This window comes from Foetidibacter luteolus (assembly GCF_009650435.1).
In the GTDB taxonomy this organism is placed as follows: Bacteria; Bacteroidota; Bacteroidia; order Chitinophagales; family Chitinophagaceae; genus Foetidibacter; species Foetidibacter luteolus.
The window spans coordinates 102,565-115,971 of sequence record NZ_VVIP01000067.1; the positions used below are offsets into that span (position 1 = coordinate 102,565).

9 protein-coding genes are annotated in these 13,407 nt (G+C 45.7%); 1 reads left to right on the plus strand and 8 read right to left on the minus strand.

Annotated features, from left to right (window positions below):
* Window positions 1-108: 108 nt before the first annotated feature.
* The 6 genes from F0364_RS22395 to F0364_RS22420 form a co-directional block, all read right to left on the minus strand.
* Window positions 109-3,066 (minus strand): DUF4132 domain-containing protein, encoded by a 2,958-nt coding sequence (locus F0364_RS22395; protein WP_153800051.1) that lies wholly within the window; start codon window positions 3,064-3,066, stop codon window positions 109-111.
* A 6-nt stretch (window positions 3,067-3,072) separates the two neighbouring features.
* Window positions 3,073-4,212, minus strand: coding sequence for a VWA domain-containing protein (locus tag F0364_RS22400; protein ID WP_153800052.1), 1,140 nt, complete (start codon window positions 4,210-4,212; stop codon window positions 3,073-3,075).
* A gap of 42 nt (window positions 4,213-4,254) precedes the next feature.
* Window positions 4,255-6,534 (minus strand): DUF5682 family protein, encoded by a 2,280-nt coding sequence (locus tag F0364_RS22405; RefSeq protein WP_153800053.1) that lies wholly within the window; start codon window positions 6,532-6,534, stop codon window positions 4,255-4,257.
* Between the two features lie 189 nt (window positions 6,535-6,723).
* Window positions 6,724-7,806, minus strand: a complete 1,083-nt coding sequence (locus F0364_RS22410) for an ATP-binding protein (RefSeq protein WP_153800054.1) — start codon at window positions 7,804-7,806, stop codon at window positions 6,724-6,726.
* Between the two features lie 19 nt (window positions 7,807-7,825).
* Window positions 7,826-9,307, minus strand: coding sequence for a DUF5691 domain-containing protein (locus F0364_RS22415; RefSeq protein ID WP_153800055.1), 1,482 nt, complete (start codon window positions 9,305-9,307; stop codon window positions 7,826-7,828).
* Window positions 9,308-9,331: 24 nt separating this feature from the next.
* A complete protein-coding gene (locus F0364_RS22420; protein ID WP_153800056.1) occupies window positions 9,332-10,636 on the minus strand; it encodes an SWIM zinc finger family protein in 1,305 nt (434 codons plus the stop codon).
* Window positions 10,637-11,048: 412 nt separating this feature from the next.
* Between F0364_RS22420 and F0364_RS22425 the strand changes: the two genes are divergently transcribed.
* A complete protein-coding gene (locus tag F0364_RS22425; protein ID WP_153800057.1) occupies window positions 11,049-11,336 on the plus strand; it encodes a hypothetical protein in 288 nt (95 codons plus the stop codon).
* Between the two features lie 145 nt (window positions 11,337-11,481).
* Here F0364_RS22425 and F0364_RS22430 read toward each other — a convergent pair whose 3' ends face one another.
* Complete coding sequence (locus F0364_RS22430) at window positions 11,482-12,159, minus strand: OmpA family protein (RefSeq protein ID WP_153800058.1); 678 nt, start codon at window positions 12,157-12,159, stop codon at window positions 11,482-11,484.
* A gap of 474 nt (window positions 12,160-12,633) precedes the next feature.
* On the minus strand, window positions 12,634-13,362 hold the full coding sequence (locus F0364_RS22435; RefSeq protein ID WP_235921203.1) for a peptidoglycan DD-metalloendopeptidase family protein: 729 nt from the start codon (window positions 13,360-13,362) through the stop codon (window positions 12,634-12,636).
* Between the last annotated feature and the right edge of the window lie 45 nt (window positions 13,363-13,407).

Consider the following 13,407-nt stretch of genomic DNA (forward strand, 5'->3'; position numbering starts at 1 on the left):
GGCACAAAAGCCTTGCACAAAGCCTCACCGGGGTTTCCGTTTCAATCCCTCACCCGAAAGCCCCTTTACTTCAATCATTCAATGCTTCACAATCAAGCGATTGTTACATTAAACTTCAACAGCCTCCTTTATTGATTCAACAGCGGCCAGTACCTCATTCAAGAAAATGGGCGGCACATCTTTCAATGCAACAAGCCGGTCATCATCATCTGTTGATGGCGGTGAAAACCAGCGCCCGGTAATTTTGTTTTTGTCAATAATATAGAGGCGGCCAGTCTTCTCTTCTCCGCCCCAGCCATAGCCTGCCCCAACGCCTTCAACTTCAAGTACTGCTTCCATTTGCTTTTCCGAATAAAGCAAGTTGAAAGATTCAAGGTAACCGCCATCGCCTGTTGGCCCTTTATGCCACCCGTTTTTTTCGAGCACAGCCCTGATAGAACCTTCCTTTCTCTTCTTTCCATCAAATTTGCGAATGATCTTTTTACCTGGTTGGATATCGTCCATTGATGGCATTTTTCTTTCTAACTGGGGAAATACAGGTTCAACAGAAAGATCATAAAAAACCTGCTGCCACTGTTGCAGCAAAGTTTCATCCAGTTGCGAAGGGTGTACAATGCCAATTATTCTGTTATCGTCAATAGTAATTTCCTCACTCTCTTCATTCATCAGGCTGGTATCTTCATTGCACACAAATGTTTGCAGTAATCCGCCATCATCATAAATGCCCCACAAAATCCGGGTAGCATAAATAAACATAACAGGGTTATGCAAAAAGAATTGCTGCCATTGTTCAAAAGTCCATTTACGCTGTATTACCAGGTAATATTCAAGCCTCGGCGATTGTGATTTAACAATATCCCTTATCTCTTTGCCGATTGCCTTAAATTCTTCTTTCAAAGAAGTATCGACAGCAGCGGGAATTGCTTTGAGCTTTTTATTATCCCCGTTAAAAAAAGCAATCTTGAAATTGGTGTCTATAAATGCCCTGTACTCATCCCCATCCACCGCAAAGTGCTTAAATAACCCGTCAAACCCAAAATCCGGTACAATCCTGTCGCCAAGCTCCTGCGGTGTAATGCCAAGTTCTTCAGCAGCGTTTTCCAGCGCAAGCGTAGCGGCTGCGCCAACATTCGCCTTTTTTGTTTTGTACTTGCGGCTATACCACTCCACCCAGCGCAAGGCTTTATTGCTGCCGTGCAATGCAAGTGCGCCAACACCATATTCTGCCATCTTGTACCTGTTTTCGTCCATCCAACGGTTAATGGTCAGGCGTATTCTATCAACCACATCATCGTTGCCCAGCAGGGCGGCAAGGGCCATAAGATATTTTAATTCCGGTTTGGCGCCATGTTCTGTATACAACTTAATGAGTGCATTGGCAAAGGGGGCACAGCGGTCCTTATCCAGCAGGCGTATTACATAGCGTGCCTCAATTTCTGAACGCATCTCCTTTACACGGCTCATACGGTACAACAGAAATCTCAACGTATATACGTCCGCACTGCCGCCGGTTTTATAATAAAGCCCGGGAAGCTCTTCTTCATTTAGCCAGGGGTACAGAGGCTTATCAAGTTTTCCCCTGTTTTTTGCACCCTCAACCATTTCATGCACATATTCCTCTCCCACTTCTGCAGGAAGCCTGTCCTCAATAGTTTGCAGCAGTATATCACGGGCATTGTCATTGGCTTCTGCATGCAATACTTTTAATATCGCCTGCATGGCCGTTTCTGTGGAAAGATTATTTAAAATCAACGCAGCGGTCTGCCTTGCATCCGCACTTTTGTTGCCAAGCAGTAAAACGGCTTTTTGTTCAGCCTCTTTGTCATTTTCTGCTATGATTTTTGCAACGAGTTGCTTAAGAGGTTTCGACTTGTTGCTCACCAAACCCCATATAAGCGGCAGGTAAGTACCAGCATCAAAATTTTCGGTTAAGATACCTATGGCATAACGATACTGTTCTATACCGCCCGGCAGGGTATCTTTTTTTATCGCTGTTTCAAAATAAGGAAGTGCGTTTTGTTTCAATTGAAGCCACAGTACCAGGAATGTTGCTTTATCAAAGTAAATACCCTGTTCAAGGAATGCCTGAAGGGTCTGTTCCGCTAACGGCTTATCAAATACGAACAAAAAATGGAATGCTGCGGCAGTATAAGGAACATAGGAATGATGTTCATTGTTTTCTAAGGACAAATGAAGGCCATTTTCCCAGGCATCTTTTGTTTTCTGAAGAAGCAGGTAGTTTAGATAATGTACGGATATATCCCTGATGAGCAATTTATACTTTTCCGTATCTGACTGGTAGATTAAGGAGGCTGTTTTGAATTTAAGCGAAAGCTCGTTACGATTGCCGTGTTTACCGTTTTGTAAAAAGTTAAGTAATGACAACAGATGCTTGCTATCCTTATTGGCTTCAATAAATGAGTGCAGTAAACGATCATCACTATAAATGATATCCTGCAGGTATTCTTCCGCAAACTCCGGCCTGGCTTCCTCCAGCAATAAAAAAAAGCTTAGATACCAATTTTCGGTTAGGTAAGAATGTGTGCTGGCTGGCTGGAAAAATTTGGTGGCCCTCTTTAAATAGTCAGTGCAAAACTCTCTGGTACTCCCGGAAAAGAAATCTTCAAACTCAGCCTGGCTGTTTACGTGGAATCCTGATATCAGCCAATCGAAAACGTTTCTATCACTTAACCCGGATGCATGGCATTCTTTCAGTACTGTTTTAAAAAATTTATCCTCCTTATGGTCACGGATATACCTCAGCAACCATTGAAAGTAGATATAGTTGGTATAGGGCCGGAAGGTAGCATCGTGAAAAATGTTCAATAACAATTGATCATTGGCCGAAGGCGATTCAATGTCCTTCAATAAGTTGATGAATGGAAAAGAATAACCAAACTTATCATCTTGTTGAAAAGGCTGCAAAACAGTGCTTTGCCCCGTTAGATAGGATACAATATTTGCATAATTAATGCTGCTTTTAAAATTGTCGAAAAACGTTTCTTCATAAGCGATGTTTCGATCCCGGGTAAAAGCTTCCTGTATTTGTTGTAGCGTAAAGGCCATGCTATTTTATTTTTTTAATACTATATCTTCTTTTGCCGCCCACATCGCAATGTCCTGTTTGGTTAGGGCGGCAGCCATAAGGTCTGGGAATTTATCGGGTGTGCATGCAAAAACAGGTACACCAAGCGTTGAAAAGAATTGTGCATTGCCATGGTCGTACATGGGTGCGCCGTCATCGTTAAGCGCCAGTAATACAATTACCTGTACGCCAGCCTGTGTAAGTTCTGTTGCCCGTTTTCTCATGCCCGCCACAGATCCCCCCTCGTACAAATCGGTTATCAGCACAAGTACGGTATCAAGCGGCCTTGTAATAATTTGTGCACAGTAAGTTAGCGCTGCATTGATATCTGTACCGCCGCCTAACTGAACACCAAACAACAATTCAACCGGATCCTGCAGTTCGTCTGTTAAGTCAACTACGGCGGTATCAAAAACAACCATTTTGGTTTTAATAGCCGGCAGGCTGGCCATTACAGAACCAAAAATACCGCTGTAAACTACCGACGTTCCCATAGAGCCGCTTTGATCAATGCACAGCACAACATCTTTCAGCGAAGACCTTTTTCTGCCATAACCAATCCTGGTTTCCGGGATGATGGTTTTATATTCCGGCTGGTAATGCTTCAGGTTTTTGAGAATGGTACTATGCCAGTTTATTTCATTATGCCGTGGCCGCCTGTTTTTCGTACTGCGGTTAAGGCTTCCGGTAACAGCCTGTTGCATGGGCTGCGCCAGCTTACGCAACAGATCATCCACTACCTTTTTTACCACCTGTCTTGCCGTGTCTTTTGTTTTATCAGGAATTACCCGGCTTAATGTCATCAGGGTTGCCACGAGGTGTACATCGGGCTCAACATTTTCCAGCATTTCCTTTTCAAAAAGCATTTGTGTTAAGTTCAAACGCTTTAACGCATCCTGCTGCATTACCTGTACAACCGTGTTGGGAAAAAAAGTCCTGATATCGCCCAGCCACCGGCTTACATTGGGCGATGAAGCTCCCAGCCCTCCCCTCCGATCACTGTCGTACAAAGCGGAAAGCGTATTATCAACCTGTAGATCCAGTTGGCCAAGGGGAAAACCGGTACCATCATTTTGGTCACCACCTAAAATGAGGCGCCACTTTCTTATCTGTTGCTCATCATTCATATTTATTGTTTTGCCTGGCAAAATCTATGTGCCTGTTGCTGCTCAATCAAGTTTGTATCCCATTAAAGACATCACGACGGGGATAGCTTTTTTTGCCCGTTCATTATCAAAATCACCTGAAGAAATAACCTGGGATTTTTTTGCAATTCCACCTGTTTTTACTTTCTCTCCCATCTTCCTTTTTTCCGCCGGTGTAAAATTGCTGAAGGTTCTTCTCAACAGGGGCAATACCTGCATAAAGGCTTCGTCTTCCAGGTGCTGCACATACCCGTTTACCATCTGCCACAGATCATCGTCAAGTAACAGCACAGTGCCGCTGCCTTTTAAAAAACCCTCCAGCCAGGCGGCGGTTTCAGCCACCGGAAGGGAGCGGCTAATGCTGCTGTAAAAAAGCTGGAACAGAATATCGCCCTGCAGCCACTTTGCATCCATCAACTGCCTTGCCGCAAACCCCCGCATTAATGCCGTTGCCTGTATTTGGTAGGCTACCTGCTGCAGGCAGTTGTGCCACTCGGTAAGATATTCCTGCTCCTGCAGCAACTGAATGCTTTGATTGATGCTTACGCAGTCTTCCGTAAGAGAAGCGGCAGTGTCTTCATCAATGCCACAGCATGCGGCAGGCAGGCCGATGCAAACCCTGGTAATAAGGCTTTCGGCAACAGCCCGAACCATCTCCGCATCTGTTTTTCTAACGTTGCCATAACGCATGATACCAACCAGGCCCGGCAGAATTGCCACCATTTCAATAATATCATTGCTAAGCGCGGCCATGTTGTTGATCCGTTGCGCAATAGATGCGGCTGCCCGTGATAGTTCGGCGGGTATTACCTGCTCGAGAAGGCCGGCAATATGTTTAAGCGAGGTTTCTTTTTCGCATTGCTGTATAGCCCATGAATTGGCGGCTTCTTCCAGCGTATTTCCCAATGCGCCTTTTTCAATAATCGTAATGGTAAATGCCGGATCCCACTGCAGGCGCCACTGCTCTTTAAAAGTTCCCTTACCACTCACTTCGCTTTTAGTACCCCAGGATATGTTTAACAATAACAGGCGATGCAAAAAAATACTGCGCTCCAGGTCATTTTCTTTTCGCAGATCCAACAGGTAGTCTTTCCAGTCCGCCGTGGGTGGCAGCCGTAGTTTTTTCTGTTGCCTTTCAATATCTACCTGCAGTGGCGGCTTTGGTATATCCACAGGTACCTCTCCAATGCGGTTGCTTACGATCAATTCATCATGCACCAGTTGCATCAATACCTGTTCCCCGTTACACAACACGCTCAAGGTAGCTTCATTCAATTCTTCAAGGCCAGCTTTGGAAAGGTTACGCAGCGAAGCAAGCGCCCCTGCCAGCCGCACAGCTTCTATCACATGCGCAACTGAAGTGTCCATCTGCCTTTCACGAAAAAGCTTTGCCACTTTTGCCATCCATCTTGTACCATCATCGTTTGGATGGCGCCAGATGTGGTGATACCAACCCGGAGAATGAATGCCTGCGCCATAGCCGCTGTAGTAACTAAGGCGGCTGTACGTCCAGGGTATCCAGGTGCAATCTACTTTTACCTTAGGCAGGTTTTTAAGCAGCTCGTTATCGTCTTTTTGTTTGGGCATATTGCTTAATGCAGGCGCATGCCATGCGCCACATATCACTGCAATATTTTGAAACATTTCTTTTTCCGCCTGCCTGATAATTTTCCGCATATAGGCTTCACGGAGTTGCTCCCGCCTGTCTTTCCGGGCAGGCAGGCAACTTCTCAATTCCGCCATTGCTTCCTGCACGGCTTCAAACACTTCTTCATTACTTACGCGGTGCTCAAAAGTATGTTCCCACCATTTTTCCGGGTCATCATATCCTGCAGCTTCAGACAACCAGGAAATAGGATTTCGTTTTATTTGTTCAACAATTTCTTCCCCTTCATTTTCTCCCGGCAATCCATCGCCGGAATTATTGAGCTCTTCGTTAGCAGGTAATTCCGTGCCCTCATCATTTTTGTTTTTTGCAGCCTCATTCTCCAACGCGAAATGATGCGCCAGTGGCAAATCCATAAACCTTACATGCACTTTTTTCTTCTGTGCATATTGTACGGCCTGCCATTCCGGAGAAAATTCTGCAAAGGGATAGAATAACGATTGTTCTATTCTGTCTGACTGATACGCAAGTATGGCAACAGGAGGTTTTATTTCCGCATGCCCGGCCCATTGCAGTATGCCATCTGCATCCGGGGGGCCTTCTACCAATACAATATCCGGCTTTACCGTTTCGAGGAAGCGCTTTACATTGGCGGCAGAACCAGGGCCGTGGTGCCTTATTCCCAGTATATGAACCATTGTTGATTAGTACATTGAAATTTCTAATAAAGACTGACCGGAAGTTGCAAAAAGCTGAAACCTGAATTTGCCGTTAATACGAAGCGCAATGCCTGCTGAATAGCGGACAGAACGTACAAGTGAGTGACACAAGTAAAGCCTCATAGCAGCAACAAAGATGGCCACCAAAAAAATTTGCTGCCCACTTCACTAATTCATCAAATCCCTGCAGGCCCTGTAAACATCTTTCCAGTCTTCCCTGGGTTTAACCACAGTTTCCAGGTACTCTTTCCAAACAATGCTATCCTGCACGGGATCTTTTATTACAGCGCCCAAGATACCAGCGGCAAGGTCGGCTGCCTTCAATTGCCCGTCGCCAAAATAACCAGCCATTGCAAGACCATTGTTAACCACCGAAATAGCTTCGGCTGTGCTTAGGGTACCGGACGGAATTTTGATCTTGGTTTTACCATCCAGCGTAATGCCGCTCCGCAGTTCGCGAAAGATGGTAACAATGCGGCGGATTTCGCTTAAGGCGGGTGGCTCGGCAGGCAGTTCCATCACCTTTTCAAAACTTTCCACCCTGCGCTTTACAATATCAATTTCTTCATCCATGCTATCCGGCACGGGTAAAATAACCGTATTGAAACGGCGCTTTAATGCGCTGGATAACTCATTTACACCTTTGTCGCGGTTATTGGCAGTAGCAATTATATTGAAGCCCCTAACGGCCTGCACTTCTATGTTCAGCTCGGGCACCGGCAACGCCTTCTCCGACAAAATGGTGATCAGCGTATCCTGCACATCGGCCCCAATCCTGGTAAGCTCTTCTATACGAACGATCTTGCCTTCCTTCATACCGCGCATTACCGGTGTTTCTACCAATGCTTTTTCACTGGGGCCTTCAGCCAGCAGTTTGGCATAATTCCAGCCATAGCGTATGGCTTCTTCACTTGTTCCCGCAGTACCCTGGATGATCATCGTACTGTCGCCGCTGATGGCCGCTGACAGGTGCTCGCTTACCCAGCTTTTGGCAGTGCCGGGCAGGCCATACAAAAGCAATGCCCGATCTGTAGTAAGCGTGGCCACGGCAATTTCCATCAGCCTTTTAGCGCCGATATATTTAGGGGAAATTTCAAACCCGTTTTTCAGCTTTCCTCCCACCAGGTACAGCACAACGGATTGAGGGGAAAGCTTCCAGTTGGCTGGCTTTTTATCGTTGTCCTGTTTCTTTAATTCGTCCAGCTCCTGTTGATAGAGCTGTTCGGCATGACTGCGTAAAATGGTTGACATATCTGTGATTTAAGATTGTTTAAAATACCTGCCCTGCCTGGTATTTCAGGTAAAGCAGTTTATGTATGTATTCGCTGATGTTATTCCATAAGTTGAGAAGGTATTCTTCCTTTGGTGCAAACTGTTGTAATTCGCCGCCTATTTGCGTGGGCAGCAGGTGAATATGTTCTTTGTAGAATGAACGGTTATATTGGTAGGTGTTTTTGGCTGTGTATTGCAACAACGCCCTTGTAATATCAAGGCTCCATTCCTGCTGCGTGCCGGAAAGAAAAGTTACCGCTTCTGCTGCCTCCTTCTCAAAATGTTTTAAGAGGTACTTATCTCTCAGGGGTGCATCCAATAAAGGCAGCAACTCCGGATAATAAGCGCTGCCGGTATCAGCTATAAGAGCAGCCCAGTTTTTATTTTTAAAATTAGCCGTTGCCGCAGCTATGGCCGGCACATAGAAGGCGGTTGCTTTTTCTTTTTCAAAAATTTGCAATACCTGGGTTGGTGGCTCATTAAAATGGGCTTCCCAAAAATCTGGCGGAACATGGCTGATGAGTTGCTGAAGAATATGCTGTTCATCCGTAATTTTTGACTGGCTGCTAAGCTTTTCTATGCCTGAGGTAAAAATGGTTTCATCAACGGCGGCAGGCAGTTGAATTTGCAAAACTAATTTTGACGAAAGCCCCAGTAACGCCTTTTCTTTTTTTAGTACTACGGCTTGTTGTAACACCTGCTGGTATTGCTGAACAATACCTGAAGAAGGAATTTGTTTAAGCTGGTTTAGTGCTTCTTCTTTAATTCGCTGGCTTTTTTCGGTTAAAAGGCTTTCAAGCCATTCAACATCCTGGGAAGTAAGATTAACCGCAAAGGCTTTTAGCAGTTCAAGTTTTCCTGCTGCGTTTTCCTGTGGCCATGTTTGCCGCAACCATTCGCCAGCCTTCACCGCATCCGTAATTTTAATGCGTTGCAATACCTGCCTCCTTTGTTCCGGTGTGCCTGTTTGCCAAAGCTCTTCATCATTTAAGGTGCTTGCAAAATTCCAGGCCGGGTTAAAGCGGGCAAGCCATTCCCCTCTTTTGCCGCAGCATTGTACTATTAATTCACGCAGATTTTTTTGTTGTTCTGCCTTTTGAAGAAGCGGAGGTACGAGCCTTGGCGTTACCAGCAGGCCTTTTTCATTACAGCGGTTAAGCCATAAGTACAGCAGGCTGTTACTTTCCTGCTGCAGAATATCTTTTAACAACTGTAAAGCAGTGGTACTGCAATAAGTTTTTTCTTCCTTTTCCGCAACGGGTAAAGTAACTTCTTGTTGTTGCATAGCCGTGGCCCCGCACTGCCTGTAGTTAAGTACAAGTGCCGCGGTTTGCAGAAACCGTTCTTCCCTGTCAATGCCTGCATTCTGGCTAATTGCTGCTGCCGCCACATTCAAATCCTCATTAAAAGGTTCGGGCACTGAAGACTTTTTCTCAGTACCCAGCATGGCGGTTTTTATAATATCGTCCCAGTATTCCATAAGTACAAACCGTAATTCAATTCATTAATTAACGCTGATATAATCATTACCCTGCCAGATGCCCAGCGGTTCATACACATTCTCTTTACCAAGTACAGCCATGTTCAACGCATCACCGCCGCTTAAAGAAAGTAATGTGTAAATACCTGCATAACCTTCTTTCAGGCGTACCAGCCTGTTATCTGCGTCTGCCAGCCACCATTGCTGGTTATAATAAACGGGTTTTATTTTTTCCATTATAAAAACACGCTCACCCGCAAAAGGCAATTGTGAGAATACAGCCGTTTCATTAGCAGCCACCTGCTGCCAGCCGGTTAATGCCTCTAACGTACCAGGGGTCTTTGTACTTACCTGCTTCTTAATAATGGCCCTTAACGGGTGCACGGAAGCATAAAATACAAGCTCTGCCTGTATCCACATGCCGGTGGTAAGGGAGAAGGTAATGCCCTGCCCACGCACACTAAACTGGAGCACCAAAGCATACTGTTTGGATTTGGCCCCATAAAGCCAGTTGCGCTCTGTGGTTAGGCTTTCTTCTTCAGCAACCTGTTTGCCTATTACCAGCCAGTAATCGTCAATGCCCGGTTGTTCTTTTAACTCTTCCTGGCTTTGGGTGAACCCTATAAATGTTTTGAGATCTTCCTGCAGTAGAGGGGATTGCATATCCCTGTTCCTGAAACCAATAGCAACGAGGTATATACGCACCAACTGATCAAGAAAAATACTTTGCCAGCCCTCGGCAAAAAAATTTACAGCACCAAGGCTTTTCACCATGCCGGCCAGGCCAGGCGCCTGCGCATCTATCATGCGTTTGCTAACAGAGTTAAAGAAACCGGCATCTTTACCCGGTATGTCCAATATGCCGTTGCGTACAATATCCTTTATCCAAAGCAGCAGTTCTTCTATGCCTGCCAACACATTTTCTTCCCTGGCTTTTAACCGTTTTGCCTGTGCGGCCGTATCCACAGATTTATCCGCCTTCTCCGCTTTTTTTTCTTCTTTGTCTGCCCGTTTACTAATCCATTCCTGTACCCATGCAGGTTCTTCGGTTAGTGCAAAACTTTGTGTATTGCGGCTGTATTGCAACAATAAGCCCAGCCCGTGCTTGCAGGGAAATTTTCTGCTGGGGCAACTGCATTTAAAAGCGAGGTTTACAATATCTACCTGGGTTTGGTATGGTTTGCTGCCGCTACCCTGGCATTCGCCCCAAAGGGCTTTATCGCTAATGCCTTTACTTACCCATTTGGATGGCGAGGAAAGTTCTTTACCGGCTTTTTTACTGCTTTCATCTGGCGCCAGATTAAGTACCTGTTCTTCTAATAACTGCAAGGTATTAAGGTTTTATTTTCCGAATATAGGGGAAAGTTAAATGGAGATGCCTGACATGTAGAAATTTAATATCGTATACGCTGGCTATGGGCAGCGATCAAATGAAAACAGTATAAACCGGAGATATTGGGGGTGCCCCCAAGCTATCGCAAGGGGTCGGGCTTTCCGCTATTACTCCGCCACAAAAGCCTGCACACAAATCTTCAGCGGGGTAGCCGCTTCAATCCCTCACCCGCAGGTGCGACCTGCTACTTTTTCGCAGGCTTGTTTAATGCTGGTACAATAGCATTGCGCGGCCTGCAACTTTCTTACACCAAACATCCTGTAGCTATCATTGCCAGCATTCCTTATTCTCTGTTGCTTCTTAACGTCATCATGTATAGCGCCGTGTATTATTTAATAAATTGCACACATGAAAAACATAACCGGTTATAAAGAATCGCTCACACAGGCTACACCACCCGCCGGTGTATCTGTTTATCTTCAGTCTCTTTGGTACGATGGCAAGGGGGATTGGGATAAGGCCCATAGCCTTGTAGACTCCCTGGAAGATAAAACCGCCTGCTGGGTGCATGCTTACCTGCACCGCAAAGAAGGAGACACCTGGAACGCCGATTACTGGTATCGCCGTGCCGGTAAGACAAGGCCATCAACAAGCTTGCAGGAAGAATGGGAAGCTATAGCCTCCGCCCTGTTGTAACAGCATCAAACTATGTGAAAAGTAAAGGGGTGGCTTTCCGGAAGGAAAGCCACCCCTTTATGACTCTATGACTTTATGACTCTATGACTTTTATGACTCTATGACTTTTGTGACTCCGTGACCCTATGACCCCCCATGACTTTTTTTACTTCTCCCTTACCTGCACAGAAATCCTCCTGTCTTTTTGTTTTTCAGCATCCGGGGCATCAGCAGCGGCTTTGGCAAACTGGGAACCATAACCTTCCGCGCCAACCAACTGGGCGGCATTGGCTTCATGAGATTTAAGGGCTGCCAGCACCGCATCGGCACGGCCTTGCGAAAGCTTCATGTTGGCAGTGCTGTCGCCGGTTTTGTCTGTATAACCGCCAATTTTTATTTTCAGTTTGGGGTAGGCCTTTAAAATAGCGGCTATGTTCTGCACCTGTGCATGGCTGTCGCCGGTTAAAGTGCTGCTGTTGGTTTCAAAGTTCAGGTGGTCAAAATCAAACCAGGCATCTTTCCCGGCCTGTGCGGCATGATCGTTTAAAAAAGCAACGAGCTTATCTTCTATGCCGCCTTTATTGGCATTAAGTTCAGTACCATCGGGCAGCTTTACTTTTATTGATTCAGGTTTATGCTCTTCAACAGCGGCATGCGCTTCACCATGAGCTTCGTGTTCCATTGCTTCTTCATGATGGCCACCAGCAGCACCATGACCACCAGGCACAAACTCGCCCTTGCAGTTCATCATAATCATCAGCAGGAAGAACACTGTAACAAACGCCAGGAATGCGGTAAGCGTAAATTTTTTTGTATCTGTTGTATCGTACTCGTGGTGTGACATAACTGTTGTTTTTAGTTAAAATGAGCGCACTAAAATAATAAGAAACTGGTTATGATTATAACCCGGCAAATATTACCTGCTGATTATTTGATTTTGAATTAAATAAAATAAGCACATTACGCAACGGGGGAACGCTTTGTGTTTGTAGTTGCGGCATGGGTGCAAAATGCTGCTGCGGAACAACACCCTTATTCTATTAAGCCGCAAACAGGATATTTTATATACAACAGCATTGTTCAACCCCTTCGGGGTTGGGTATTCTATCATTAAGCCAACCCCGGATTTTAATCCGGGGCTATTCACATTTAGCCCTTCGGGCTATTGCATAACTCTATCCTGTACCCCCTGTAAAAAACCTTGGTGGCTTTAGTTACAATAGCCCCGATTGCAAACCGGGGTTACCAGCGATAGAACAACGCAGCCCTATAAGGGTTGAACCTGTGGCCAGGAAACGAATGGATAGCAAATGCTTGTTTAAGCCTTACCCGCATACTGCATCATACCCAAAACCAAATCAGGATTGGGGCAGTTGGCCAGGTATTTTTCCCTTTCTTCTACAGCGCAAACGCCTGGGTAGTCGCCTTCCTTCATTTCCATGTCAATGATTAACTGAAAGTGAAGGTGCGGCGGCCATTGGCCGTTTTCGTCCGGCAGGCCAAACCGCCCGACCTGCATGCCGCGGCTGATATACTGCCCTGCATTAAGGCCCTGCAAATCGTTAAGGGATAAATGCCCGTAAAGGCTGTAAAAAGAAATGCCTTCCACCTGGTGCAGCAGTATAATAGTGGCGCCGTAATCTCCATGGTTGTTGTTGAATGCAAAGCTGTGTACCATGCCACCAAGCGGGGTAAAAACAGGTGTGCCAGCATTACCCCATATATCAATGCCCAGGTGCAGGCGACGGTCCTGGCTTTCTCCGCTGGCGGAATGTTGCAATGCATTAAAAAGTGCGCTGCGCTTGTAAATAGTGCGGTGCTCATTGTAGCCGCCAATGCCATATACCGCCCCGGCTTCCTGCAACGTTTGGCTGATGTAGTTGCTGAAGAGGGGCAGGTTGTTTAAAATATCGTCTGTAAGATTTTTATTGGTGGCAGTAAAGTTCATCAGCAACAGCTTATCAACGGCTGGATTAAAAGGAATGACAGGATGATAAGATGGCTGGTTTTTCTTAAGCAGCCCGGCTAATATTTGATGCGGCATCATACGCAAAAATAAAACGAAGCAAATGCCTGGAGAAACATGCTGATA

Bases quoted from the DNA above. Each gene is read 5' to 3' on its own strand.
- F0364_RS22395 (WP_153800051.1), bottom strand. From the start codon at position 3,066: ATGGCCTTTACGCTACAACAAATACAGGAAGCTTTTACCCGGGATCGA.
- F0364_RS22425 (WP_153800057.1), top strand. From the start codon at position 11,049: ATGAAAAACATAACCGGTTATAAAGAATCGCTCACACAGGCTACACCA.
- F0364_RS22430 (WP_153800058.1), bottom strand. From the start codon at position 12,159: ATGTCACACCACGAGTACGATACAACAGATACAAAAAAATTTACGCTT.
- F0364_RS22415 (WP_153800055.1), bottom strand. From the start codon at position 9,307: ATGGAATACTGGGACGATATTATAAAAACCGCCATGCTGGGTACTGAG.
- F0364_RS22410 (WP_153800054.1), bottom strand. From the start codon at position 7,806: ATGTCAACCATTTTACGCAGTCATGCCGAACAGCTCTATCAACAGGAG.
- F0364_RS22435 (WP_235921203.1), bottom strand. From the start codon at position 13,362: ATGATGCCGCATCAAATATTAGCCGGGCTGCTTAAGAAAAACCAGCCA.
- F0364_RS22400 (WP_153800052.1), bottom strand. From the start codon at position 4,212: ATGAATGATGAGCAACAGATAAGAAAGTGGCGCCTCATTTTAGGTGGT.
- F0364_RS22405 (WP_153800053.1), bottom strand. From the start codon at position 6,534: ATGGTTCATATACTGGGAATAAGGCACCACGGCCCTGGTTCTGCCGCC.